General features: G+C 59.5%; 23 protein-coding genes and 1 pseudogene. 10 read left to right on the top strand and 14 right to left on the bottom strand.

The features are described 5' to 3' along the window. The first annotated feature begins 174 nt into the window (after window positions 1–174). Together IB254_RS26790 and IB254_RS26795 are read left to right on the top strand one after the other, a co-directional pair. A complete protein-coding gene (locus IB254_RS26790) occupies window positions 175–777 on the top strand; it encodes a Yip1 family protein (protein ID WP_008029348.1) in 603 nt (200 codons plus the stop codon). A 149-nt stretch (window positions 778–926) separates the two neighbouring features. Next, window positions 927–1421, top strand: coding sequence for a SprT family zinc-dependent metalloprotease (locus IB254_RS26795; RefSeq protein ID WP_008029350.1), 495 nt, complete (start codon window positions 927–929; stop codon window positions 1419–1421). A gap of 112 nt (window positions 1422–1533) precedes the next feature. Here the strand turns inward: IB254_RS26795 and IB254_RS26800 are convergent, their stop codons facing one another. After that, the gene (locus IB254_RS26800; protein ID WP_192420409.1) at window positions 1534–2715 is read right to left on the bottom strand and encodes a CaiB/BaiF CoA transferase family protein; all 1182 of its coding nucleotides are present in this window, start codon (window positions 2713–2715) and stop codon (window positions 1534–1536) included. Between the two features lie 145 nt (window positions 2716–2860). Next, the gene (locus IB254_RS26805; protein WP_008029353.1) at window positions 2861–4195 is read right to left on the bottom strand and encodes a dicarboxylate/amino acid:cation symporter; all 1335 of its coding nucleotides are present in this window, start codon (window positions 4193–4195) and stop codon (window positions 2861–2863) included. A gap of 338 nt (window positions 4196–4533) precedes the next feature. On the opposite strand from IB254_RS26805, the gene IB254_RS26810 reads away from it, so the two are divergent. Then, window positions 4534–5532 (top strand): AraC family transcriptional regulator, encoded by a 999-nt coding sequence (locus tag IB254_RS26810; RefSeq protein ID WP_192420410.1) that lies wholly within the window; start codon window positions 4534–4536, stop codon window positions 5530–5532. Window positions 5533–5655: 123 nt separating this feature from the next. On the opposite strand, the gene IB254_RS26815 is transcribed toward IB254_RS26810, so the two are convergent. The 3 genes from IB254_RS26815 to IB254_RS26825 are packed head-to-tail and all read right to left on the bottom strand — an operon-like array spanning window position 5656 to window position 8030. Next, complete coding sequence (locus IB254_RS26815; protein ID WP_008041754.1) at window positions 5656–7002, bottom strand: ATP-binding protein; 1347 nt, start codon at window positions 7000–7002, stop codon at window positions 5656–5658. Further along, window positions 6999–7676 (bottom strand): response regulator, encoded by a 678-nt coding sequence (locus IB254_RS26820; protein WP_008029360.1) that lies wholly within the window; start codon window positions 7674–7676, stop codon window positions 6999–7001. The genes IB254_RS26815 and IB254_RS26820 overlap by 4 nt, the downstream gene beginning before the upstream one ends. Before the next feature lie 48 nt (window positions 7677–7724). Further along, window positions 7725–8030, bottom strand: a complete 306-nt coding sequence (locus IB254_RS26825; RefSeq protein ID WP_008029361.1) for a hypothetical protein — start codon at window positions 8028–8030, stop codon at window positions 7725–7727. 143 nt (window positions 8031–8173) lie between these two features. On the opposite strand from IB254_RS26825, the gene IB254_RS26830 reads away from it, so the two are divergent. Beyond that, window positions 8174–8965 (top strand): dienelactone hydrolase family protein, encoded by a 792-nt coding sequence (locus tag IB254_RS26830; RefSeq protein ID WP_192420411.1) that lies wholly within the window; start codon window positions 8174–8176, stop codon window positions 8963–8965. Between the two features lie 152 nt (window positions 8966–9117). Next, the gene (locus tag IB254_RS26835) at window positions 9118–9843 is read left to right on the top strand and encodes a 4'-phosphopantetheinyl transferase family protein (protein ID WP_223481750.1); all 726 of its coding nucleotides are present in this window, start codon (window positions 9118–9120) and stop codon (window positions 9841–9843) included. Between the two features lie 114 nt (window positions 9844–9957). On the opposite strand, the gene IB254_RS26840 is transcribed toward IB254_RS26835, so the two are convergent. Then, complete coding sequence (locus IB254_RS26840) at window positions 9958–11568, bottom strand: ATP-binding protein (RefSeq protein ID WP_192420413.1); 1611 nt, start codon at window positions 11566–11568, stop codon at window positions 9958–9960. Further along, complete coding sequence (locus tag IB254_RS26845) at window positions 11565–12287, bottom strand: response regulator (RefSeq protein WP_008041764.1); 723 nt, start codon at window positions 12285–12287, stop codon at window positions 11565–11567. Before IB254_RS26845 ends, IB254_RS26840 begins: the two co-directional genes overlap by 4 nt. A 737-nt stretch (window positions 12288–13024) precedes the next feature. Between IB254_RS26845 and IB254_RS26850 the strand changes: the two genes are divergently transcribed. Next, on the top strand, window positions 13025–15919 hold the full coding sequence (locus IB254_RS26850; protein ID WP_008029373.1) for a ribonucleoside-diphosphate reductase subunit alpha: 2895 nt from the start codon (window positions 13025–13027) through the stop codon (window positions 15917–15919). Window positions 15920–16242: 323 nt separating this feature from the next. On the opposite strand, the gene flgE is transcribed toward IB254_RS26850, so the two are convergent. The 6 genes from flgE to IB254_RS26880 form a co-directional block, all read right to left on the bottom strand. Next, entirely contained in the window at window positions 16243–17562 is a 1320-nt protein-coding gene (gene flgE, locus IB254_RS26855; RefSeq protein ID WP_192420414.1) for a flagellar hook protein FlgE, read from the bottom strand. Between the two features lie 31 nt (window positions 17563–17593). Continuing rightward, window positions 17594–18316: a flagellar hook assembly protein FlgD gene (gene flgD / locus IB254_RS26860; protein WP_192420415.1), complete on the bottom strand. Its 723-nt coding sequence runs from the start codon at window positions 18314–18316 to the stop codon at window positions 17594–17596. A 15-nt stretch (window positions 18317–18331) separates the two neighbouring features. Beyond that, on the bottom strand, window positions 18332–18775 hold the full coding sequence (flgC, locus tag IB254_RS26865; RefSeq protein ID WP_007937507.1) for a flagellar basal body rod protein FlgC: 444 nt from the start codon (window positions 18773–18775) through the stop codon (window positions 18332–18334). Between the two features lie 3 nt (window positions 18776–18778). After that, on the bottom strand, window positions 18779–19186 hold the full coding sequence (flgB, locus tag IB254_RS26870; RefSeq protein ID WP_008041767.1) for a flagellar basal body rod protein FlgB: 408 nt from the start codon (window positions 19184–19186) through the stop codon (window positions 18779–18781). 1027 nt (window positions 19187–20213) lie between these two features. Then, window positions 20214–21041, bottom strand: a complete 828-nt coding sequence (cheR, locus tag IB254_RS26875) for a protein-glutamate O-methyltransferase CheR (RefSeq protein ID WP_192227950.1) — start codon at window positions 21039–21041, stop codon at window positions 20214–20216. A gap of 46 nt (window positions 21042–21087) precedes the next feature. Beyond that, window positions 21088–22020, bottom strand: coding sequence for a chemotaxis protein CheV (locus tag IB254_RS26880; protein ID WP_192227951.1), 933 nt, complete (start codon window positions 22018–22020; stop codon window positions 21088–21090). Between the two features lie 81 nt (window positions 22021–22101). On the opposite strand from IB254_RS26880, the gene flgA reads away from it, so the two are divergent. From flgA to IB254_RS26900, 4 genes are all read left to right on the top strand, one after another. Next, window positions 22102–22863: a flagellar basal body P-ring formation chaperone FlgA gene (gene flgA / locus IB254_RS26885; protein WP_192420416.1), complete on the top strand. Its 762-nt coding sequence runs from the start codon at window positions 22102–22104 to the stop codon at window positions 22861–22863. A 167-nt stretch (window positions 22864–23030) separates the two neighbouring features. Continuing rightward, window positions 23031–23357 (top strand): flagellar biosynthesis anti-sigma factor FlgM, encoded by a 327-nt coding sequence (gene flgM / locus IB254_RS26890; protein WP_008033053.1) that lies wholly within the window; start codon window positions 23031–23033, stop codon window positions 23355–23357. A 48-nt stretch (window positions 23358–23405) separates the two neighbouring features. After that, window positions 23406–23873 carry a flagella synthesis protein FlgN gene (locus tag IB254_RS26895; RefSeq protein WP_192420417.1) on the top strand — a complete coding sequence of 156 codons (468 nt, stop codon included), beginning with the start codon at window positions 23406–23408 and terminating at the stop codon, window positions 23871–23873. 92 nt (window positions 23874–23965) lie between these two features. Continuing rightward, complete coding sequence (locus IB254_RS26900; RefSeq protein ID WP_008038444.1) at window positions 23966–24712, top strand: flagellar brake protein; 747 nt, start codon at window positions 23966–23968, stop codon at window positions 24710–24712. Window positions 24713–24725: 13 nt separating this feature from the next. Here IB254_RS26900 and IB254_RS26905 read toward each other — a convergent pair. Then, window positions 24726–24849, bottom strand: a pseudogene (locus IB254_RS26905) (integrase core domain-containing protein); the annotation flags it as partial.

The following is a 24849-nucleotide window of genomic DNA, read 5'->3' on the forward strand; positions in this document are numbered from 1 at the left end:
TAACAGCCTTGTTTACAGCGCGATTTGCTCTAACGCCCTACAACCTGCGGGGTTAAGACCTTTCTATACTGCGTCATAAGGTCGCACACATATCCAGACCTTTACTTACTTGGCCACTTTGGCCTGTAGGCGCTCCACTGGGGGGCGACGGTAAAAACAAGAGGAGTGACTGGCATGATCCATCACGTAGTGGGGCTCTTCACCCACCCCGACCAGGAATGGAAAGAAATCCGTGGCGACCAAGAGGAAAGCATCAGCCACATGTACCTGACCCACACGCTGATTCTGGCGGCGATCCCCGCCGTGTCGGCGTTTATCGGCACCACGCAGGTCGGCTGGGTAATTGGCAGCCGGGCACCGGTGATGCTGACGCAGGAAAGCGCGCTATGGATGACGATCATGTCGTACGTGGCGATGCTCGGCGGCGTTGCCGTAATGGGCGCGTTCATCCACTGGATGGCCCGCACCTATGACGCCAACCCGAGTCTGGCACGTTGCGTTGCGTTTGCGACCTATACCGCGACCCCGCTGTTCATAGGCGGCCTCGCGGCACTGTACCCACACATGTGGCTGGGGATGATCGTCGGGACGGCGGCCATCTGCTACACGGTGTACCTGCTGTATGTGGGGCTTCCAACTTTCATGAACATTCCATCTGACGAGGGATTTCTGTTTTCAAGTTCGGTGCTCGCCGTCGGTTTAGTGGTACTGGTGGCGATCATGGCGTTCACTGTCATTGTCTGGGGACTCGGCGTGGGGCCGGTCTACACGAACTAGTTACGCTCGCCACCCAAAATCAAGATCTGCCAATACAGGCCGCCGCAAGGCGGCCTTTCAATGTGGGGGGTAACGACCATTCGGCGCCCTGGCGATACGCAAGGCCCGAGCGTTGCGGCATACTCGACGTCTCTGGAGATCCATCAAGCATGCCCGAGCAACTCAATACCCGCGTCGAAGACTGTTACCAACAAGCCGAATCCTTTTTCAAACGAACCTTCAAACGCCCCGTGGTGAGCCTCAAGCTGCGCGGGCAAAAAGCCGGTGTCGCGCATCTGCACGAGAACCTGCTGCGCTTCAATCCGCAGCTGTACCGCGAAAACACTGAAGACTTCCTCAAGCAGACCGTGGCCCATGAAGTCGCCCACCTGATCGCTCATCAGCTGTTTGGCGATCGCATCCAGCCCCACGGCGAAGAGTGGCAACTGATCATGCGTGGCGTGTACGAACTGCCGCCCAATCGCTGCCACACCTACGACGTCAAGCGCCGCAGCGTGACGCGCTATATCTACAAATGCCCGTGCGCCGATAGTGATTTCCCGTTTTCGGCGCAGCGCCATAGCCTGGTACGGCAGGGGCGGCGGTATTTGTGTCGGCGGTGCCGGAGCACGTTGGTGTTCAGTGGGGAGATGCGGGTCGAGTAAGTCGGATTTGTGGTGTTTTGGCGGGCCCCTTCGCGGGCAAGCCTCGCTCCTACAGGTGATCTCGATGCGTCTGTAGGAGCGAGGCTTGCCCGCGAAGAGGCCATCGAAAACCCTACATAATCACCTTGGCACGCCGCAATTCTTCAATTCGCAGCGAACTAAACCCCAACTCCCCCAACACCTGATCCGTATGCTCACCCAGCGCCGCACCGATATGCCGAGGCTCGGGCAACCCATCCGAGAACTTCAACGGACACGCCATCTGCGCCTGGTTCGTGCCATCGCCTCGCGGCACGTCGGTCACCAATTCCCGCGCCTGCAACTGCGGATGCCGAATTGCCTCACCCAAGGTCAGCACCGGCTCGACACACGCATCGAGCTCGGCAAACAGCGCGCACAATTCGGCAAAGTCGTGTTTCTCGAATTCAGTCTGCAGCGCTTCCTTTAGCTTTTTTTGCTGGGCAGGCTGAGGTGACAGGCCCAACGTCGCCAACTCCTCCAGTCCCAGTGCCGTGCACAGCTGCTTCATGAACGGCGGCTCCAGGCTACCCACCGATAACCAGCGGCCATCCCGCGAACGGTAATAGTCGTAGAAGCTGCCGCCGTTGAGCATCTGGTTTTCCCGGCCCGGCTCCTCGCCGCAGGCCAGGTACCCGGCCCCGGCCATGGCGTTCAGGCTGAACGCGCAGTCGGTCATGCTCACATCCAGATGCTGCCCCAACCCGCTTTGTTGCCGGGCGATCACCGCCGCCAGCAGGCCGATGACGCCGTGCAACGAACCGCCGGCGACATCCGCCACTTGCACGCCCAAGGGCAGCGGGCCGTTGTCGGCGCGACCGGTGTAGCTCGCCAGCCCCGCCAACGCCAGGTAATTGATGTCGTGGCCGGCGCGATCCTTGTAGGGGCCGGTTTGCCCGTATCCAGTGATCGACACGTAGATCAGCTTCGGGTTGATGGCCTTCAACGCTTCATACCCCAGCCCCAATCGTTCCATCACACCGGGGCGGAATTGTTCCAGGACGATGTCGTAGTCCTGCACCAGTTGCTTGATCACCGCCAGTGCCTCGGGCTGCTTGAGGTCCAGCGCCAGGCTGCGCTTGTTGCGATTGAGGTATGCGTGGCTGGCCGACACGCCTTGGTCATGGGGCGGCAGCACCCGCAACAGGTCCATGCGGGTCGGCGATTCGATGCGCAAAACCTCGGCGCCCATGTCAGCCAATAACAGCGAGGCGAACGGTCCCGGCAACAATGTCGAGAAATCCAGAACCTTGAGTGATGCCAATGGGCCGGGCATGAGCGATCTCCGTATTCGATGCCTCCAGCCTAGGCAGCCAATCACATTGCAGCAATCACCTGATGTGTCAGCAACTGTGACCGTTACGCTCAAATTCCAGGCATGAAAAAACCCGCCGAAGCGGGTTTTTTCATGACAACGCGTGTTACTTGACGTTGCTTGGGGTTGGGCCTTCGGCCACACCCAGGTCATCTACTTCACGTTCGTCGGAGATACCGCGACCGCCGGAAGCCAGCTCGACTTGCAGCTTGTCTTCGTCCAGCTCTTTCACCCACTTGGCCACGACCAGGGTCGCAACGGCATTACCAACGAGGTTGGTCAGTGCACGGGCTTCGGACATGAAGCGGTCGATACCGAGGATCAGCGCCAGGCCGGCAACCGGCAGAGTACCCACGGCCGACAGAGTGGCTGCCAGCACGATGAAACCACTACCGGTCACACCAGCCGCACCTTTGGAGGACAACAGCAGCACCAGCAGCAAGGTGATCTGGTGAGTGAGGTCCATCGGCGTATCAGTCGCCTGAGCGATAAACACAGCCGCCATGGTCAGGTAGATCGAAGTACCGTCGAGGTTGAAGGAGTAACCAGTCGGGATCACCAGACCCACTACCGATTTATCCGCACCCAGGCGTTCCATTTTGATCAGCATGCGTGGCAGAGCCGATTCCGACGAGGAAGTGCCCAGTACGATCAGCAGTTCTTCACGGATGTAGCGGATCAGCTTGAGTACGCTGAAACCATGCGCGCGGCAGATGGCGCCCAATACCAGAACCACAAACAGGATGCAGGTGATGTAGAAGCAGATCATCAGCTGACCGAGCTGTACCAGCGAGCCAACACCGTAAGCACCAATGGTGAAGGCCATGGCACCGAAGGCACCGACTGGGGCGAGCTTCATGATCATGTTGATGATGTTGAACATCACGTGAGCGAAGCGATCGATAAAGTCCAGGACCGGCTTGCCGTACGCACCCAGGCGATGCAGGGCGAAACCGAAGATCACCGAGAACATCAGAACTTGCAGGATATCGCCGTTGGCGAAGGCGCCGACGATGGTGTTAGGGATCACATTGAGGATAAAGGCGACGATGCTCTGGTCTTTACCGGCCGAGATGAAGCCAGCGATTTTGCTGGTGTCCAGAGTCGTTACGTCGATGTGCATGCCGGCGCCCGGTTGCACGACGTTGACCACGACCAGACCGATCAGCAAGGCAATAGTGGAAACGATTTCGAAGTACAGCAGCGCATAACCGCCGGTCTTGCCGACCGATTTCATGTTCTGCATGCCGGCGATACCGCTGACGACCGTACAGAAGATGATGGGCGCGATGACCATTTTGATCAGTTTGATGAACCCGTCACCCAGCGGCTTGAGGGCCACACCGGTCTGCGGGTAGAAGTGACCAAGCAGGATGCCGATGGCGATGGCAACGATCACCTGGAAATACAGGGATTTGTACAGTGGCTGACGAGTCGTCATTGCAAAGTTCCTCAAGAGTGCGCGCTAACAACATCCATCTGTTGCCCACGACACCTGAATTGCGAACCCTCCTGCACTGGAGGGATTTGTTTTTTCGAGCTGCGCGACGGCAGGCATCTGCTCGTTGTATCGCAAGCGGCGTGCCACTTTTGCAAAATCCGCTGCGAGCCTTTTGACATCAGGGGTTACAGGTTCAACGTGCCTTGGGTGCGCTATAAAACAGTGGCGGATTTCCGCCCATCCGCCAAACCTCGTCCTGCAATTTGGCGGATATCCGCCTTGTCCATTGCCTGACCCGACGACTACCATCCGTCGTTCAATAGACGGACCTGCCTTCTATGCGCGAACGTACCATCGCCAGCCATTTCGCCCGTGCCGCCCTCGGTGGCGCGCGTCGGCTGGGTCATGACTGTTCAAACCTGCTGCAACAACTCGGCATCAGCCCCGAGCTGCTGGAAGAACCGCGTGCGCGCATTGCGCCTGAGCAGTTCACCCGTTTGATCCAGGGATTGTGGCTGGCACTCGACGATGAGTACCTGGGCTTCGGGCCGGTCCCGAGTAAAACCGGCAGTTTCGCGATGATGTGCCACGCGGTGATTCACTGCCGCAATCTCGATAAGGCACTGCATCGCGGCTTGTTGTTTTATAGCCTGTTCCCCGGCGGCCCGCGCCTGACCCTGACCCGCGAAAACGAAATGATCCGCCTGAGCCTGGACGATTCGCAGTTTCAGGACCCGGACCATTTCCTCACCGAGAGCCAGTTGATGGTCTGGCATCGCCTCGGCAGTTGGCTGATCGGCCAGCGCATCCGCCTGGAACAAGCGACGTTCAGTTACCCGAGGCCCGAACACGGCGCGGAATACGAGTTGCTGTTCCCCTGCCCGATGGAATTTTGCGCGTCGCAGAGCAGCCTGCTGTTCCACAGTCGCTACCTGAACATGCCGTTGCTGCAGGACGAGCGGACCCTCAAGCATTTCCTCGAACACTCCCCCGCCGACCTGTTGTCGCGCCCGGATGACGGCGACAGCCTGAGCAGCCAGTTGCGCCGCTTGCTCAGCCGCGACAGTGCGCGCTGGCCGGACCTGGAAGCGGTGGCCGCGCACCTGCACATCAGCCCGCAGACGCTACGCCGGCATTTGCGCGAAGAGGGTTCGAGTTTTCAGGAGTTGAAGGATCAGTTGCGCCGGGACATTGCGATTTATCACTTGGGGCGCGCGGACCTGTCGTTGCAACAGATTGCCGAGCAGTTGGGGTTTTCCGAGCCTTCGGCGTTTCATCGGGCGTTCAAGAAATGGACCGGGCTTACACCCGGTGCCTATCGCGCCCAGGAGAATTAAAACGCATAACCTGTAGGAGCCGGCTTGCTGGCGATGGCGGTGGGACAGTCGACATATTTATCGTCTGACCGGACGCCATCGCCAGCAAGCCGGCTCCTACAGGGGATCGCGGTGTTTCGGCAATCACACCACCGGAAAATGAATCCGGAACGCCGCGCCGCCCATCGGCGAATCGCCCAGGGTCAGCTTCGCGTTGTAACTCTCGATGATGTCCTTGACCACCGCCAACCCGATCCCCTGCCCCGGGTGCTGACGGTCCAGCCGTTCGCCGCGCTGCAGAATCCGCGCACGCTGATCCGGTGGCACACCCGGCCCGTCGTCCTCGACGCACAACTCGACCCCGCTCAAGGTCTCGCGCACGCTGATGCGCACTTCGCCCAGGCACAGGCGATAGGCGTTTTCCAGCAGGTTGCCCATCATTTCCAGCAAGGCACCCTGTTCGATCGGCACGTAGCATTGCTCCGGTAGATCGAAGGCCACCCGCACGCGCTTGTCGCGGTAGACCTTGTCCAGCGTGTCGCAGAGGCTTTGCAGCACCGGACGCAACCGCACCTGATGACGCACCAGGCCGCTTTTGCGCAGGCTGGCGCGCTGCAACTGATAGCTGATCTGCTGGCTCATGCGCTCGATCTGGGTTTGCAGCACCCAGGCCTGATCACGATCCGCCGGGCGTTGCGCCATGTCTTCGCTGACGCCTTGCAGCACGGTCAACGGGGTTTTCAGGCTGTGCGCCAAGTCGCCGAGGGAATCGCGATAGCGGCTGCGCTGTTCGCGCTCGCTGTGCAGCAAGCGGTTGAGCGAGCCGGTCAGGCGCAGCAATTCACGCGGGTGCTGTTCGCTGAGGCTTTCGCGGGTGCCGCTTTCGATTTCGTCGAGTTCCTGACTGAGTCGGCGCAACGCCTGCAAACCCCAGGTCAGACCGATCCACAGCAACGCCAGCAGCACCAACAAAGCGGCGCCGAAACCCAGATAGAGATTTTCCCGCAGGCCTTCGAGCGTGTCTTCGTACTCGCGCACCGGTTGCAGCGCGACGATGCTGAACGCCGCGCTTTTGCCGCCGAGCAGTTTGACTTCGACGTCATAGACGAAGAATTCCTGGCCATTGGCTTCGCTGATCCTCGCGAACTCGTTACCGCGCCCGTCGTAACGCGGTTTGTAGTTGATGTCCTCTTCCTGAGTGCCCTTCGAGCGCCAGACCAGGTGACCTTCACGGTCATAGATGTAGCCGAGCAAACGGCTGTCGGTGAGGTTGAAACGCTCGTCCGGCAATTGCGCCGGCATCTGCAAGTGGTTGCCCTCGACCCGGGCGGCGGAAATCAGCGTGGTGACGTCCGACGCCAGGCGCTGCTCGATGGAATCCTGCAACGCCAGGCTGAACGCGCCCTGCATCGCCGGCAGCAACGCCAGCATGAACAACACCGCCAGGATTGTGGCGGCGAGCATCAAACGGACACGAAGCGAACGAATCAAGTGCAGCGCTCATTGAACAGGTAGCCGAGGCCCCGCACGGTGTCGATCGGCTTGAAGCCGGCCGGGCCTTCGAGTTTGCGGCGCAAGCGGCCGACCAGCACTTCGATCACGTTCGGATCGCGCTCGTCGTCATCCGGGTAGAGCTGCTCCATCAAGCGGTCCTTGGCCACCACTTGCTGGTGATGGCGCATCAGGTATTCGAGGATCCGGTACTCGTAGGCAGTCAGCGCCAGCGGTTGTTCATCGAGGGACGCCTGCTTGCGATTGAGGTCGAGCAGCAGCGGCCCGGCGACGATGGTCGACTGGGTGAACCCGCTGGAGCGACGCAGCAAGGCATTCAGGCGCGCATCCAGCTCTTCGAACTGGAACGGCTTGACCACGTAATCGTCGGCGCCGGCAGCGAGGCCTTCGACCTTGTCCTGCCAGTTGCCGCGCGCGGTGAGGATCAGGATCGGGAAGGTCTTGCCCCGCGAACGCAGCTGACGGATCAGGTCGAGCCCGCCCATGCCAGGCAGGCCGAGGTCTATCACCGCCAGGTCATGGTTGAATTGCTCGGTCTGGTACAGCGCCTCCTCGGCGTTGGCCACGGACTCGACCACGTGACCACTGTCCGTCAGGCGGGTTTGCAGGTGATGGCGCAACAGCGCTTCATCTTCGACGACCAGCAATTTCATAACGCTCTCCCGGGCAATTCAACCTCTCCAGAGGTGCAACGGCGTATTTCAAGACAGATCATAGCGGCCCATGAGGTTCTCCTGACGGAGTTTAATGCCATTGTGAAAGACCGACACGTTCGCGTAAGCAGCGCAGTAATCGGCCTGAGGGTTCGGGCGGCCCAACTGCGCGCCCCAGGCACTGTCATGACTGACCACGCCGTTGGTGCCGATGCTGTGCAGGGTGAGGGACTTTTTGGGTCTCTCGCCGGTCTTCCCAAGAGCAAGGCTGGCGACATTATCGTCGGAAGCGAACGCCGCGGTGCTCGCGCTCAAAACGGTGAATGCCAGCAGCAGGTTTTTAAAGCCAGTCATAGGGGAATGTCCTCATGCGCAGATGCTTTGGGTACGGCGCTACATTACGCACCGGCCCCTGAACTCCCCCTGAACGCACTCTGAACCCGAGCTGAACCAGATCGACTAGGCTGTGTTGACGACTTTTTTCAGGAGATCCGACCATGCGTATATTCCTTGCCCTGTTCTTGCTAGCCGTGAGCGGGCTCAGCCAGGCGGCCATCAAGACCCAGGAAATCCCCTATCAAAGCCCCGACGGCACCAAGCTGATCGGGTATTACGCTTACGACGACGCGGTTAAAGGCCCCCGCCCTGGCGTTGTGGTGGTTCACGAGTGGTGGGGGCTCAATGACTACGCCAAGCGCCGCGCCCGTGACCTCGCCGGTCTGGGCTACAGCGCCTTGGCCATCGACATGTATGGCGACGGCAAAAACACCGAACACCCCAAGGACGCCATGGCGTTCATGCAAGCGGCGATCAAGGACAGCGCCGCCGCCAGTGCGCGGTTTCAGGCCGGGCTGGATCTGTTGAAGAAACAGCCGCAAACCGATCCGGATAAAATTGCTGCGATTGGCTACTGCTTCGGCGGCAGCGTGGTGCTGAATGCGGCACGTCAGGGCTTGCCGCTGGCGGGCGTGGTGAGTTTCCACGGGGCGCTGGCAACCAAAGCACCTGCAACACCCGGTAGCGTGAAGGCAAAAATCCTCGTGGAGCATGGCGCGCTGGACAGCATGGTGACGTCGGAAAACGTCGCGGCGTTCAAGGCGGAAATGGACAAGGCCGGGGCCGATTATCAATTCGTCAACCTTGAGGGCGCCAAGCATGGGTTCAGCAATCCGGACGCGGATCGCTTGAGCCATGGCGATCATGGTGGGCCGGATATTGGTTACAACAAGGCGGCGGATGAGAAATCGTGGGCGGATATGCAGGCGTTTTTCAAAAAGATTTTTGGTTGAGCAGGTAGACCGAGGCGCGGCCATCGCGAGCAGGCTCGCTCCCACATTTGAAATGCATTCCAATGTGGGAGTGAGCCTGCTCGCGATGGCCACGCCTCGGTTCTGAACCTTTGCACTACCCAGCTTCAAGGCAACCCGGCAAAATGCCCGACATGAATCCCGTCCCCGCCCTGCCCGCCTGCTGCACCCCACTCGATGCCCATTGGCCGCTGCCGTTCGTGTTGCCCGATACGGTGCTGCTGAGCACGCACTTCAACACCTCGCAACTGGCCGCCGATGACTTTCAGCGCAGCGCCATCGAGCCGCCCGCGACCATCCGGCGTTCGGTGGCCAAGCGTCAGGCCGAGTTTCTCGCCGGCCGGGTTTGCGCTCGCGCCGCGTTGCAGCGGTTGGAAGGGCTGAATTTTACCCCGGCCATTGGCGAAGACCGGGCGCCGGTCTGGCCAGCGCACATCTGCGGCTCGATCACCCACAGCACCGGCCGCGCTGCGGCGATTGTCGCGCAGAAAACCCACTGGCGCGGCTTGGGGATGGACCTGGAAAACCTGCTCAACCCTGAACGGGCCGAGCGCCTGGCCGGGGAAATTCTCACCCCGCCGGAGTTACAACGCATGGCGGCAGGCCATCGCGATCAACTGGCGCTGCTGGTGACGCTGACGTTTTCGGTGAAGGAGAGTCTGTTCAAGGCGCTGTATCCGATTGTTCAGCAGCGCTTCTACTTCGAGCATGCCGAGGTGTTGGAGTGGTCCGAGGCGGGTGAGGTGCGGTTGCGATTGTTGACGGACCTGTCCAGTGAATGGCGCCATGGCACCGAGCTGGATGCGCAGTTCGGGGTGAAGGATGGGCAGTTGTTGAGTCTAGTGAGTATCAAGGCCTGAAGATCTTTGGTGCTTTTGAGGACGCCATCGCCAGCAAGCCGGCTCCTACAGGTTTACGCAGACCTTGTAGGAGCCGGCTTGCTGGCGAAGGCGATAGACCAGACAACGAAAATCTCAGCGTTTCTCCTGATTCCTCGGCCAACTGAGGCTAAAGCAAGCCCCACCCAGGCTCTTGCTCTTGCTGATCAACGCTCGCCCGTCATGCCAATGGATGATCCGCCGCACGATCGACAGCCCCAACCCATGCCCGCCCGAAGCACGGGTTCGGCTGTCATCGAGACGCAGGAACGGCGTAAAGATTTTCTCCCACGCGGATTCCGGCACACCCGGCCCGTCGTCCTCGATGTCCACTCGACAACGCTGCTGCCCGACCTGATAGCTGACGGTCACCCGCGATGACGCATGGCGCATGGCGTTGCTCACCAGGTTCTGGATCGCCCGGTGCAGGTAACGGGGTTCGGCCTCGACCCAGGCATCATCGCAATCGGCGGCCGAGAGGCACAGACCGCGCTGCACCGTAACGTCGGCGCGCAAGGGCGCCAATTCTTCGATCACTTGATTGACCAACGCATCCAGGTCGATCCGCTGGAAATTCAGCGCGGGCGAACCCTGTTCCAGCCGCGCATAAGTGAGCATCTCGTCCACCAGCCGATCAAGGTCTTCAATATCGTGATCCATGCCCTCGCGGTACTTCTCCAACGCCTGCGGCGTGGTGGCCGAGCCGATCATCTCCAGGCCGAAACGCAGCCGCGCCACGGGCGTGCGCAATTCGTGGGACACCGCGCGTACCAGTTCACGCTGGATCGCCAGCAACTGCTGCAAGTGCTCGGCCATGCCGTTGAACGCCGAGGCCAGGCGTCCCACCGAGTCGGCGCCGCGCGCCGGCACGCGGGTTTCCAGGCTGCCTTTGGCGATGCGCGTGGCGGCCGCTTCAAGCCCGCGCAAACGACGCTCCAGTTGCCGCACCAAGAGATAGACAATCAACCCGATCAGGCTCAAGCCCAGCGCCGCGATCAGCACCAGCCACTCCGGCGGGTAAGGATTCATCTGATACAGCGGACCGATTTCCAGCACCCACGGCGTGCCGACCATGCCGGCAAACACCCGGATCGAATCGCCGCCCTTGCCCAGCGCCATTACCGTATCGCCTTCGGCCACCCGACGGCTCTGGTCTTCGTCCATGTCCGCTTCGCCGACCGTGACCAGCCGCAAGTCGAAACCAAACCCTTTTTCTTCTTTCAACTGCGCCAGACGCTTGGGCTGCTCGGCCACCGGCACGCGCACCAGCTCATCGGCGAGCAGGTAAATGGTCGCGCGGGCGAGTTGCTCGCTGATCTGCTGCACCTCCCCCGTGAGCACCAACTGCTCCTTGTCGCTGATCAGTCGATAGACCTTCGCCGCATGCGGACCGGTCTGCTCCACCAGCGCCTGACCGCGTAGCACGCGGGTGCGCTGAGTCAGATCGAGGTCGGTCTGGGCGAACGTCTTCAGCGCCAACGGAATCCCGAGCAGGCGTTCCCACACCAGCAAGGCGCGGTGACGCTGGGTTTCGTTCATCGGTTGCAGGTTGTCGGCCATCAGCGAGAACGTGCCATGGGCCAGGCGCTCGCGGTATTGCTCGCTGCGCACCTGGTTGAGCATGTGCAGGGCCAGCACGCCGAGCACCGCCACCAGAATCAGCGCCGCGCACATGCCGCCATAGATGCGCAGGAAGATCGAGTTCACAGCGACGGGTCTACGCAGGCTTCCGGCACGAACAGGTAGCCTTTGCTGCGGATGGTTTTGATCAGGCGCGGATGATCCGGGTCATCGCCGATCTTCGGTCGGATGCGCGAGATGCGTACATCGATGGAGCGGTCCTGACCGTCATAGCCGATGCCGCGCAGTGCGGTGAAAATCTCTTCACGAGAGAGGATGCGCCCGGCATTGGCCACCAACAGCCACAGCAGGTCGAATTCGGCGCTGGTCAACTCGATACCGTTGTCATGCAGCCAGGCTTCACGCAAGGCGTTGTCCACCACCAGCGGGCCGAATTGCAGGCGCCGTTGTTTTTCCGGGACGGGTTCAGGCGCTTCACTGCGCCGCAAAAGGGCCTGGATGCGGGCCAGCAGCAGGCGTGGGCGAACCGGTTTGCAGACGTAATCGTCGGCGCCCAGGTCGAGGCCGAGGATCTGATCGGTGTCGTCGGTACGTGCGGTGAGCATCAGGATCGGCCCGTCGTATTTGTCACGGACCTTGCGGCAAATGCTCAGGCCGTCTTCGCCCGGCAGCATCAGGTCGAGGATCACCAGGTCCGGTTTCTCCTTGATGATGCGTGCGGCCGCCAGGGCGCCGTTGCCTTCGATCGACACACGCAGGCCATTGGCCTCCAGGTATTCGCGGGTCAGTTCGGCCAGACGCTGGTCGTCTTCCACTATCAATACCTGCCAGGCTTCTTGCTCCACGGTGACCTCTGCTTGCCAACAACACTAATAAGGAAGGATCCGCCCGTCTTTTTGTAATGATTGGGGAGGATAAGAATGCGTAACCATCGGCCGATTGTATAAACGTCGCCCGCCGAGAACACAAGCCGGCAAATGCGTTCGGACAACCCGGTTTTTTGTGATAGGGTTCGCGCCCTTAAAAATCCGAATGACTGTTTTCAATCGCTGAAAATCAGCGAAAAACAGTCCGCTCCAGCTAGGTCGCGGCCTACACGCTCGTTCCACCTTTCACACACAATTTACGCACAGGTTTATCCACAGGTAGTACGTTGCAACACCCTCCGAAACGCATTATCTTGTACCCCGGCGCGAAAAAAACCCTACATGTAGGGTTTTACGCCAAAAACCAAACACAAACCGGACACCGATTTCAAGCGCTTTTATTGCCTCTTTCCGGTTGAACCAAACGTATTTTCGAAAGACCAAACCGCGCGTGCGGATGGCTACTGTTTTTGAGCCGGAAACGGCGTTAACGGTACGGGTGTTGCAGTCGATTACTGTCACCCAAAAGGATCCCGGTGTCAGGCTCAAGGCCTGGGACCAAAGACTTCGGCATGGAAGCGGCGCCCCAACAGCCCCCTTCCTGATCTGTCCCGAAGTTGGTATGCCCGGCCCAGCCGGTTGTAGTGCTTCAGGACGGAACGGTGGGCACCGTGATGGTGCCCAAACAAACATAGAGAATGTGGAGACAACCCCCCATGCAAACCGACACAACTCGCGAGAACCCGCAGGGCACTTTGCCGCAGGCCGCTGATTCGACTTCGGATCTGTCCGCCACCGCGCCTGGCCAACTGCGCGTGATCAAGCGTAACGGCACTGTCGTTCCTTACACCGATGACAAGATCACCGTCGCGATCACCAAAGCGTTTCTCGCAGTTGAAGGCGGCACCGCTGCCGCTTCGTCGCGAATCCATGACACCGTGGCCCGCCTGACCGAACAGGTCACCGCGACCTTCAAGCGTCGCATGCCGTCGGGCGGCACCATCCACATCGAAGAAATCCAGGACCAGGTCGAACTGGCCCTGATGCGTGCCGGTGAGCAGAAAGTGGCTCGCGACTACGTGATCTACCGCGACGGTCGTTCGAAACAACGCGCTGCCCACGCTCCGGCAGAAGAAGCGGTCAACGCTCACCCGTCGATCCGCATCACCCGCGCCGACGGCACTTTTGCACCGCTGGACATGGGTCGCCTGAACACCATCGTCACCGAAGCGTGCGAAGGCCTGGAAGAAGTCGACGGCGACCTGATCCAGCGCGAAACCCTGAAAAACCTATACGACGGCGTGGCCCTGACCGACGTCAACACCGCCCTGGTGATGACCGCCCGTACCCTGGTCGAGCGTGAGCCGAACTACTCGTTCGTGACCGCCCGCCTGCTGATGGACACCCTGCGTGCCGAAGGCCTGAGCTTCCTGAACGTTGCCGAAAGCGCGACCCACCACGAAATGGTCGACCTGTACGCCAAGGCATTGCCTGCGTACATCGCCAAGGGTATCGAATTCGAATTGCTGAACCCGGTCCTGGCCACCTTCGACCTGGAAAAACTCGGCAAGGCGATCAACCACGAGCGCGATCAGCAGTTCACCTACCTGGGCCTGCAAACCCTGTACGACCGTTACTTCATCCACAAGGACGGTATCCGCTTCGAACTGCCGCAAATCTTCTTCATGCGCGTGGCCATGGGCCTGGCGATCGAAGAGAAGCAGAAAGAAGACCGTGCGATCGAGTTCTACAACCTGTTGTCGTCCTTCGACTACATGTCGTCGACTCCGACCCTGTTCAACGCCGGCACCCTGCGTCCACAGCTGTCGAGCTGCTACCTGACCACCGTGCCGGATGACCTGTCGGGCATCTACCACGCGATCCACGACAACGCCATGTTGTCGAAATTCGCCGGCGGCCTGGGCAACGACTGGACCCCGGTTCGTGCACTCGGTTCGTACATCAAGGGCACCAACGGCAAATCCCAGGGCGTGGTTCCGTTCCTGAAAGTGGTGAACGACACCGCCGTTGCCGTTAACCAGGGTGGCAAGCGCAAAGGCGCTGTGTGTGCCTACCTGGAAACCTGGCACATGGACATCGAGGAGTTCATCGAACTCCGCAAGAACACCGGTGATGATCGTCGTCGTACCCACGACATGAACACCGCCAACTGGATCCCTGACCTGTTCATGAAGCGCGTCTTCGATGACGGCAAGTGGACCCTGTTCTCGCCGTCCGAAGTACCGGACCTGCACGACCTGACCGGCAAGGCTTTCGAAGAGCGTTACGAGTACTACGAAGCCCTGACCGAGTACCCGGGCAAGGTCAAGCTGTTCAAGACTATCCAGGCCAAAGACCTGTGGCGCAAAATGCTGTCCATGCTGTTTGAAACCGGCCACCCATGGCTGACCTTCAAAGACCCGTGCAACCTGCGCAGCCCGCAGCAGCACGTTGGCGTGGTCCACAGCTCGAACCTGTGCACCGAGATCACCTTGAACACCAACAAGGACGAGATCGCCGTTTGCAACCTGGGCTCGATCAACCTGCCGAACCACATCGTCAACGGCAAGCTGGACACCGCCAAGCTGGAACGCACCGTGAACACCGCTGTTCGCATGCTCGATAACGTTATCGACATCAACTACTACTCGGTGCCGCAAGCGAAGAACTCCAACTTCAAGCACCGTCCGGTCGGCCTGGGCATCATGGGCTTCCAGGACGCTTTGTACCTGCAGCACATTCCTTACGGTTCCGACGCTGCCGTCGAGTTCGCCGACAAGTCGATGGAAGCGGTCAGCTACTACGCGATCCAGGCGTCCTGCGACCTGGCCGACGAGCGCGGCGCGTACGAGACGTTCCAGGGTTCCCTGTGGTCCAAAGGCATCCTGCCGCTGGATTCGCAACAGATCCTGATCGAGCAGCGTGGCCAGAAGTACATCGACGTTGACCTGAACGAATCCCTGGACTGGGCACCGGTTCGCGCCCGTGTACAGAAAGGCATTCGTAACTCCAACATCATGGCCATCGCACCGACCGCGACCATCGCCAACATCACTGGCGTCTCGCAGTCGATCGAACCGACCTACCAGAACCTCTACGTGAAATCGAACCTGTCGGGCGAATTCACCGTGATCAACCCGTACCTGGTTCGCGACCTGAAGGCTCGCGGTCTGTGGGACTCGGTCATGATCAACGACCTGAAGTACTACGACGGTTCGGTGCAGCAGATCGAGCGCATCCCGCAAGAACTCAAAGAGCTCTACGCGACTGCCTTCGAAGTGGACACCAAGTGGATCGTCGACGCGGCAAGCCGTCGTCAGAAGTGGATCGACCAGGCTCAGTCGCTGAACCTGTACATCGCTGGCGCCTCGGGCAAGAAGCTGGACGTGACCTACCGCATGGCCTGGTACCGTGGTCTGAAAACCACTTACTACCTCCGTGCCCTGGCCGCGACCAGCACCGAGAAGTCGACCATCAACACCGGCAAGCTGAACGCTGTTTCCAGCGGCGGCAACCATGGTGAAGATTCGGTCCTGGCAGCTCCTGCCGGTCCTGCTCCAGTGCCGAAGGCTTGCGCCATCGACGAGCCGGATTGCGAAGCTTGCCAATAAGCTGAGCCGGTAGGCGCTGAAAGGCGCTTACCCGACAACCCCCGATCGGTCCTCTGGATTGGTCGGGGGTTTTCTTTTGCCTGCGGACCTGTAGGAGCCGGCTTGCTGGCGATGAACGATGACGCGGCGCGCCTGAATGACCGCGGCGCCTGGATCGCCAGCAAGCCGGCTCCTACAGGTTTCGTGTTGTTCACAAAGCATATGAAAGACGTTAACCCTGTGGGAGCGGGCTTGCCCGCGAAGAGGCCCTCCCTGACAACACAAAATCCCGGCCACAAAAAAGCCCCACTTGCGAGGGGCTTTTTATGCAGCGCTATCCAGCATCAGGTCATCTGAATGATGGTCTGCATGATGGTGCTTTGAGTCGAGATGGTCTTGGCGTTCGCCTGGTAGTTGCTCTGCGCCTTGATCAGGTCGACCAGTTCGCTGGTCAGGTTGACGTTGGACTCTTCCAGGGAGTTGGAGTGGATCTCGCCCAAGGTGCCGGTGTTCGGCGCATCGTAGCCCGGGATACCCGACGCGTAGGTTTCTTTCCAGCTGGTGCCGCCTACTGGCTGCAGACCTTGCTCGTTGGTGAAGCTGGCGAGCGAGATCTGGCCGATGGCCTTGGTCTGGCTGTTGCTGAAGTTGGCCAGCATGATACCGCTGCCATCGATGGTCAGGTTGGTGATCTGGCCGGTGGCGTAGCCGTTCTGCGTAGGAATCGAACGTGCGGTGTCAGCATTGTATTGCGAGGTTTTGGCCATGGAGATCGTAACGACACCGGAAGTAGCGCCATTGGCTGCCCACACGCCATTGGTCACGTCACCGGGAATCCAGCCGGTGATTCTCAGGTCAGGGCTGACGATCGGCAGCGGAACGGCCGGAGTGGTAACCGAAACCAGATTGCCCGAGGTATCGAACACCATGGTCGAAGCGACCGGCAGGTTCAACGGAACCGCGGTAGGACTAGGGTCGGTGCCATTCGGGTTGCGACCATCAATCAGGGTGTAGGTTTTCCAGGTGTTCGCCCCGGTCTTGACCATGTATTGGTCCATGACGTGCTTGTTACCCTGAGTGTCATAAATCGGGGTACTGAACTGTTTGGTGAAGGTGGCTTCTTTGGTCGAATCAAACGGGGTGGCAACCTGATCGATAACCGGTGCGGTGGAGTTCAGGTTGATCGTCGACGACACCGTGGAGGTGTTTTTTGGCGCCAGGTTCGAAGTATCGATACGCAGGTCGGTCAACACGCCGTTGATGATCTTGCCGTTGGCGTCCACGCCGTAACCTTGCAGACGCGAAGTGCCGTCGGTGTTGGTGACGTAACCGTCCTTGTCGACCTTGAACGTACCGGCACGGGTGTAGGACAGCGAGCCGTTGTCGTTCAGCACGAAGAAGCCGGAACCGTTGATGCCCATGTCCAGCACGTTGCCGGTGTTGTTGACGTCGCCCTGGGTGAACTGCTGGGAAACGTTGGCCAGGCGCACGCCGTTACCAATGGTTTTGCTACCGGAACCCAGCTTGGTCGCCGAGTAAACGTCCGAGAATTCCGCACGGGACGATTTGAAACCGGTGGTCGCGACGTTGGCGATGTTGTTGCCGGTCACGTCCAGTTGTTTGTTGGCTGCATAGAGACCGCTAAGGCCGATATTGAAAGACATATTCCACTCCTTTGTGCCGTGTTAGTCGGCTCTACATACCAATTGTTTGTACTTTGGACAGGGCGATGCTGCCCCCACCGGCGAGATTGAGCATCAACTCACCACCGGTCTGGCTGATGGTCACGCTGCTGACAGTCGCCGGCAGGTACGTCACCAGCGAAGTCGCCTTGCCGTCGTAAGTTGCGGTAGCGCCGAAGCTGTACGTACCCGCCTTGGCCACTTCGCCTGCATCGTTCTTGCCGTCCCAGATGAAACTGGCGCTGCCGGCTTTTTGGCTGCCCAGGTCGATGGTGCGGATGACCTTGCCATCGGCGTCGGTAATCTTCACTTTCACCGGGTCCACCGAGGCCGGAACCGCGATGGTCCCGTTGAAGCTCTTGGAGGTATCGACCACGGCCTTCTCGCTCGGCGCGATGACCGAACGCCCGACCAGCGACGAAGCCTGCAGGGCCTGGGACGAGTTGTAATTGCTGGCCAGGCCACTCACGGTGGTGTTGAGCGTGGTGATGCCTTCCAGGCTGCTGAACTGCGCCAACTGGGCAACGAACTCGCCGTTGTCCTGCGGCTCCAGCGGGTTCTGGTTCTTCAGCTGTGTCACCAGCAACTGCAGGAACGCGTCCTTGCCCAGGGCCTTTTTGCCAGTGGCGCTGTTCGTGGCGGACGCCAGGCCGTCGGCGCTGGTGTTGGTCTTGATCGAGGAGTTGGCCAGGATGTCTTTGAGGCTAATGCCGCTAGTGGTATCGGTAACACTCATCTGAGTCGCCCCTTATCACTGACCGAGGGTCAGGACCTTCTGCATCATGGTTTTGGCGGTGTTCATCATTTCGGCGTTGGTCTGGAACGAACGGCTCGCGGAAATCATGTCGGCCATTTCTTCAACCACGTTGACGTTCGGGTAGTAGACGTAGCCCTTGGCGTCGGCCGCCGGGTGGTTTGGCTCATAGCGCGCTTCCAGATTGCTCTGGTCTTCGACCACGCCCAGCACTTGCACGCCCTGACCGGCCGCGTCCTGGTTCTGGAACAACGAATCGCTGCCGCCGCTCTGCCCACCCTGGAACATGGTGGCGAACACCGGATGACGTGCGCGGTAGGTCTGGTCGATACTCGACGAGACGGTCTCGGCGTTGGCGATGTTCGAGGCCACGGTGTTCAAACGCGTGGTTTGCGCGCTCATGCCGCTACCGGCAATGTTGAAAACACTGGATAGAGACATGTCTTACTCTCCGCGAATGGCTGACATCAGCCCTTTGAATTTGCTGTTGAGCAGGGTGAAGCTGGCCTGGAAGTTGATCGCGTTTTCCGCGTAGTTCGACTGTTCCAGTTGGGCGTCCACGGTGTTCTGGTCAATCGACGGTTGCATCGGCGTGCGATACAGCAGCGACTCGTCGCCATTGCCCATGCCTTCGGCTTCGATATGACGGTTGTTGGTCATGTTCAAGGCGAATGTGCCGCTCTTGGTTTTCTCGTTCTGCTCGGCGAGCACTTTCGAGAAGTCCAGATCCCGAGCCTTGTAGTTCGGGGTGTCGGCGTTGGCGATGTTGTTGGCCAGGACTTCGGCACGCTGGGCGCGGAAGCCCAGGGCTTGTTCGTGGATACCGAGCGCTTTATCGAAGCTGATGCTCATGTCGGGAAACCTTCGGGTGACCTGATTTTTCGTACGATGGATATAGCAAGCGGCGTGCCAATTCAAAAAAGCCCGTAAACCGGGGCTTTGCGGGCAGGGGCGAAGCGGCAATGCCAGAAAAGCGGCAACGGGTTTCCGCCGTCTGCCGCTTTTCTGCCGCTTTCGGTTTTGGCCCGGGTTGTGTGTGTATCCGTTTTTGCGGTAACGGCCACTTATGGTTTCGCCCTTACGGCGAGTCACTTTGGAAAAGCCCCAAAGTAACCAAAGGGCTCTTGCCCCTTTCGTTCGGTGCCTCGCTAATGCTCGCCATGCCCTCGCTCCGGTCCTGCTCCGTGGGCCCGCCGCCATCGGCCATCCATGGCCGGGGGCGGCTAACCCGGCATCCATGCCGGGTTGCCCACTGCGCAGAACCTCCACTCGGCCTCTCGAGGGGGCGACCACCGCCACAGCCGCCGAGGCGGCCTGAAAGCCGACCTGGCTCTTCAGTTGCCCGCGTTGTGCTTCTCTACTGCATTCACTCATTCCGAACATGTACACCAATCCCCTGTAGGAGCCGGCTTGCTGGCGATGGCGTCCTTTCAGGCGATACATGTGTCGCTGACCCACCGCTATCGCCAGCAAGCCGGCTCCTACAGGGAATCGCGTACGCTTTTGATTTCCACCACTCATCAGGCCGAGCGTTAGCTCGCCTTCAGCTTTTGATCTGAGCGCCCCCTCGAGAGGCCGAGCGCAGGTTCTGCGCAGTGGGCAACCCGGCATGGATGCCGGGTTAGCCGCCCCCGGCCAGGGATGGCCGATGGCGGCGGGCCCACGGAGCAGGACCGGAGCGAGGGCATGCCGAGCCTAGGCGAGGCACCGAACGAAAGGGGCAAGAGCCCTTGGTTACTTGGGGCTCTTCCAAGTGACTCGCCGTAAGGGCGAAACCAATATCAGCCGTGACCGAAGAAACGGATATACACACCAACACAGCAGACAAAAAAAACGGGAGCCCCCAAGGACTCCCGTTTTTCAAACTACCGCCAACCCATCACTTAGCCTGGTAAATGATCCCAGGGCTGCACTGAACCATCTGGTAATGATCCGGCAAACCGTTCAGCGCTTCAGACGCGCCAAGGAACAGATAACCGCCAGGCTTCAACGTGCTGTGGATGCGCAACAGGATGTCTTTCTTCACCTCGGCGGAGAAGTAGATCAGCACGTTGCGGCAGAACACGATGTCGAACTTGCCGAGGCTCGCGTAGCTGTCCAGCAGGTTGAACGAGCGAAACTCCACCCGACTCTTGATCGGCGCCTTGATGGCCCAGCGTCCCGGCCCTTTCGGGTCGAAATAACGCTGAAGACGCTCGGGCGACAACCCGCGGCCGATGGCCAGGCTGTCGTACTCGCCAGTCTTGCAGTTGGTCAGCATGGTACCGGACAGGTCAGTGGCAACGATCTGCACACCCATCTTCAACTGGCCCATATTGACCCGCTCGAACTCGTCGATGGACATCGACAGCGAATACGGTTCCTGACCCGACGAGCAGGCCGCCGACCAGATTCGCAAGCGTTGCCCCGGAGCCGCCTTGATCGCTTCGGGCAGTACCTTGTTCTTCAAGACTTCAAACGGATAGGTGTCACGAAACCACAGGGTTTCGTTGGTCGTCATGGCATCGACCACCAACTCGCGCAAACCGCTGCGCGGCTGGGTCTGGATGCGCTGAACCAGCTCACCCAGGGACTTGATGCCTTGCTGCTCCATCAGTTTGTTGAGACGGCTCGAGACCAGGTACTGCTTGTTTTCACCGAGCAAAATGCCACAGGCTTTTTCCAGGAAGACCCGGAACTGTTCGAAATCCAAATTACCCGTAGACAAAGATGCCGCCTCTTAAATCGTGTTAATCACCAGGGGCAAAAGGCCCCTAGCTGATGTCTGCTGCTTTGATCCGGTCAACTACCCGGGATGCCAGGTCATCAGGACGGAATTTGGCCAGGAAGTCATCGGCACCGACTTTCTTGACCATCGCCTGATTGAACACACCCGACAACGAAGTATGCAGGATGATATGAAGCTTTTGCATGCGAGGGTCGTTGCGGATCTCGGCCGTCAGGGTGTACCCGTCCATCTCCGGCATCTCGATGTCGGAGATCATCATCAGGAACTCTTCTTCCGGCTTCTTACCCTCATCGGCCAGTTTGCGCAGGTATTCCAGCGCTTGCCGTCCGTCGTTCAACGCCACCACTTCGACGCCGACCGTTTGCAGGCAACGCGTGACCTGCTTGCGCGCCACCGACGAGTCATCGACCGTCAGCACCCGCAGCGACAGCGCCTTGTGCTGTGTTTCGACATCGACCACGCCGACGGAAATCGCTTCCGGTGTCGGCGCCACTTCCGCCAGGATCTTCTCGACGTCGATGATTTCGACTAACTGATTGTCGACCCGAGTCACAGCCGTCAGGTAATGATCGCGTCCGGTGCCCTTGGGAGGCGGATGAATCTCCTCCCAGTTCATGTTGACGATGCGTTCCACCGAGCGCACCAGGAAACCCTGGGTCTTGGTGTTGTACTCCGTGATGATCACAAACGGATTGCTTTGATCTTTAAGCGCTCCGGAACCGGTCGCCATTGCCAGATCAAGGATCGGAATGGTCGCCCCCCGGATATTTGCCACACCGCACACGACAGGACTGGACTTGGGCATCAGGGTCAGCTTGGGGCATTGCAGCACCTCGCGAACCTTGAACACGTTGATCCCGTAAAGCTGTTGGCCGTCGAGACGGAACAACAACAGCTCCAGGCGATTCTGCCCTACCAGTTGCGTGCGCTGGTTTACCGAATCCATTACACCAGCCATGCCCAGACTCCTACACCAACGCTAAGTGTGTTGCGACGCACATTCATCACTAAACGGCACGGCGCTTGCTTTTTAACTTTTATGAACACAGAACCGACATTTTTCCGACGCCTGACATCACCTATCCGCAGATTGCTCTGTGCAGTGTCGGCCGTTTGCCTGTTCAACGCTGGCAGCCCTGCCTTTGCTGACGCAGTTACCTTGCCTGACATGCTTATCGGCGTCACCCAGGGCTTTCTTGAATTCACCGTAGAAGACTATCTGGCTACCAGTCAAACGGAAGGTCGCTACGAAATCCAGGTCAACCAGCTCGACCAGCGACTGCGCATGCCCATGTGCGACAAGGAATTGACAGCCAGCCTCGAGAGTCCGGCCAAGCCGCTGGGCCGGGTCACGGTCAAGGTTCGCTGCGAGGGGGCATCGCCCTGGACAGTCTTCGTACCCGCTCAAGTCCGCCTGTTTCGCGATGTAGTGACCGTCACCCGGCCCCTGCGTCGCGCAGGGATTGTCGAGCCCGATGACGTGACGCTGCGCGAGCGTGACATCAGCCTGATCGGCCAGGGCTACTTCACATCCGTAGACCAGGCGATCGGCCAGCGACTTACCCGACCAATGGTCACCGACCAGGTGATTACCCTGGTTCATCTCGAACAGGCGGAAGTCATAAGCAAAGGCGATCAGGTGGTGATTACCGCCCGCAGTGGTACGCTCAGCGTGCGAATGCCCGGCGAGGCCCTGTCCAATGGCGGCATGGCCGAGCAGATACGGGTGAAAAACCTCAATTCCAGACGGGTCATCAAGGCGCAGGTTACCGCGCCAGGTCAGGTGGAAGTGTCCATGTAGGATTCTCTGTTCGTGAAGATGTGGCGTTGCCCGAGGCTGTTCCCTAAACTGTGCCGCATGCAGGAGAAGTGCTGGCGCATGCGGGCCCATTTGATAAATGGGTCTAAAGTTTTCACAGGGAGAGCCGAAAACATGGCAAGCGTCCAAATACTCAGAGGTTTTTTACCATGGTCATCGATTTCAGCCGTTTGAACAGCTCCTCGCCACTTACGGGCAGTACACGTACCAGCGTTGCCAAGGAAACTGCCGACGCCGGCAAATCCGCGCCGCTGAATACCCCGGCCGAACAGGCCACTGCCATCAAAAGCGGGGAATCGGTACACCTCAGCAATGAGGCTCAACAGTTGCAACAGGTCACTGACAAGCTGCGCGATCAGCCTGCCGTCGACAACGCCCGTGTGGCCGAGTTGAAAGCAGCGATTGCCGATGGCAGCTATAAAGTCGACAGCAGCCGTGTAGCCAGCAAACTGCTCAACTTCGAAGCCCAGCGCTAGGCTACGGCCCGCGCCAGGCTTTTGGACGCTTAAAACCCAAGGCCAGCCATGCAAGACACTAATTTACTGCAACTGATCACCGACGACTTTGCTCCAGCGCAACACTTGCTTGAGTTACTGCAAACCGAGTCCCTCGCCTTGCACGGTCGGGACATGCCACTGCTCGAAGAGATTCTGGCGCAGAAACAGGCATTGATCATTCTGCTTGAACAGCATGGCCGCAAGCGCAGCGAAATCCTCGCCAGCCTCAACCTGCCGACCAATCGCAACGGCCTGGAGCAACTCGCCAGCCATTCGAGCATTGGCGAGCAGTTGCTGGCCCAGAGCGATGTGCTGACCGATCTACTGGCTCTATGCCAGGCGGCGAACGCCAATAATGGCCAGTCAATCCTGGTCCAGCAGGCCGCCACGGCCAATCAGCTGAAAATCCTGACCGGCGGTGAACCGCCAGCGCTTTATGATGCCCGCGGATCAACCGCCAAGCTTGCGAAGCCGCGCCCGCTCAGTCAGGCTTGAGCCCGCAAATGACCGCGCCCTATCAAGACTCGCAACATGCTGGCAATATACTGGCCAGCCGTAGTCATATTTTGTCTGGAGATTGATGAACCGTGTCCAATGCCTTAACCGCGGAAGATGCCCCGCAGCCACCCAAGGTGCTTACCACACCGTTGGAAATCTCCGGCAACCTGCGCCAACTGCAAGAAAGCCATGATCCGCTGATCATCACGTTCCATGAGCGCACCCAGCGCTTCCAGAGCTATCTGGTGGACGTGGACCGCGAGCGCGGGACCATCGCGCTCGACGAAATGATCCCGCGTGACGGTGAGCGCTTCATGCTGGCCGGCGAACCGTTCAAGGTCGAAGGCTTTCACGAAGGCGTGCGCATTGCCTGGGAAAGCAACGGTCAACTGACCATCGACGAGTCCGGTGACAGCCGCTGCTATCGTGGCCCGCTGCCGGATGAAGTGGTTTATCACCAGCGCCGCAATGCCTTCCGCGCAGCCTTGAAACTGGCCCAACTGGTCAACGTCGATCTGGACGGTGAAAAGCTCAAGGCACCGATCAGCGGCAAGCTGTTGGACATCTCCGCCACCGGCTGCAAGTTGCGCTTTGAAGGCGACATTACCGGCAGCCTGCAATTGGGTCAGGTCTACGACCGCTTCGCCGCCGCCCTGCCCTTTGGCAAAATGACGGCACCGGTCGAACTGCGTTACCTGCATTTCGAAGAAAGAATCTCCACCACCTTCGCCGGCATCCGCTTTCACAACATGAGCGGTCTGGTGCAGCGTCAGGTAGAGCGTTTCGTCTACCAGCTTCAGCGCGAAGCACGACGTTTCGACAAAGACGACCTGTAATTCAAGCGTCTGTCTAGTCCTGAAATAGGTTTACACCTGTTTCATCCCAGCGCCCGATGCATCGCATCGGGCGTTTTGTATTTCAAAGACTGGTGCGGACGCTCGTGGTTGTAGATCGATATTGATTCACTCACCAT

Source organism: Pseudomonas sp. PDM03, assembly GCF_014852385.1.
Lineage (GTDB): Bacteria > Pseudomonadota > Gammaproteobacteria > Pseudomonadales > Pseudomonadaceae > Aquipseudomonas > Aquipseudomonas migulae.

Bases quoted from the DNA above. Each gene is read 5' to 3' on its own strand.
- IB254_RS26790 (WP_008029348.1), top strand. From the start codon at position 175: ATGATCCATCACGTAGTGGGGCTCTTCACCCACCCCGACCAGGAATGG.
- IB254_RS26795 (WP_008029350.1), top strand. From the start codon at position 927: ATGCCCGAGCAACTCAATACCCGCGTCGAAGACTGTTACCAACAAGCC.
- IB254_RS26800 (WP_192420409.1), bottom strand. From the start codon at position 2,715: ATGCCCGGCCCATTGGCATCACTCAAGGTTCTGGATTTCTCGACATTG.
- IB254_RS26805 (WP_008029353.1), bottom strand. From the start codon at position 4,195: ATGACGACTCGTCAGCCACTGTACAAATCCCTGTATTTCCAGGTGATC.
- IB254_RS26810 (WP_192420410.1), top strand. From the start codon at position 4,534: ATGCGCGAACGTACCATCGCCAGCCATTTCGCCCGTGCCGCCCTCGGT.
- IB254_RS26820 (WP_008029360.1), bottom strand. From the start codon at position 7,676: ATGAAATTGCTGGTCGTCGAAGATGAAGCGCTGTTGCGCCATCACCTG.
- IB254_RS26825 (WP_008029361.1), bottom strand. From the start codon at position 8,030: ATGACTGGCTTTAAAAACCTGCTGCTGGCATTCACCGTTTTGAGCGCG.
- IB254_RS26830 (WP_192420411.1), top strand. From the start codon at position 8,174: ATGCGTATATTCCTTGCCCTGTTCTTGCTAGCCGTGAGCGGGCTCAGC.
- IB254_RS26835 (WP_223481750.1), top strand. From the start codon at position 9,118: ATGAATCCCGTCCCCGCCCTGCCCGCCTGCTGCACCCCACTCGATGCC.
- IB254_RS26850 (WP_008029373.1), top strand. From the start codon at position 13,025: ATGCAAACCGACACAACTCGCGAGAACCCGCAGGGCACTTTGCCGCAG.
- flgE (WP_192420414.1), bottom strand. From the start codon at position 17,562: ATGTCTTTCAATATCGGCCTTAGCGGTCTCTATGCAGCCAACAAACAA.
- flgD (WP_192420415.1), bottom strand. From the start codon at position 18,316: ATGAGTGTTACCGATACCACTAGCGGCATTAGCCTCAAAGACATCCTG.
- flgC (WP_007937507.1), bottom strand. From the start codon at position 18,775: ATGTCTCTATCCAGTGTTTTCAACATTGCCGGTAGCGGCATGAGCGCG.
- flgB (WP_008041767.1), bottom strand. From the start codon at position 19,186: ATGAGCATCAGCTTCGATAAAGCGCTCGGTATCCACGAACAAGCCCTG.
- IB254_RS26880 (WP_192227951.1), bottom strand. From the start codon at position 22,020: ATGGCTGGTGTAATGGATTCGGTAAACCAGCGCACGCAACTGGTAGGG.
- flgA (WP_192420416.1), top strand. From the start codon at position 22,102: ATGAACACAGAACCGACATTTTTCCGACGCCTGACATCACCTATCCGC.
- flgM (WP_008033053.1), top strand. From the start codon at position 23,031: ATGGTCATCGATTTCAGCCGTTTGAACAGCTCCTCGCCACTTACGGGC.
- IB254_RS26895 (WP_192420417.1), top strand. From the start codon at position 23,406: ATGCAAGACACTAATTTACTGCAACTGATCACCGACGACTTTGCTCCA.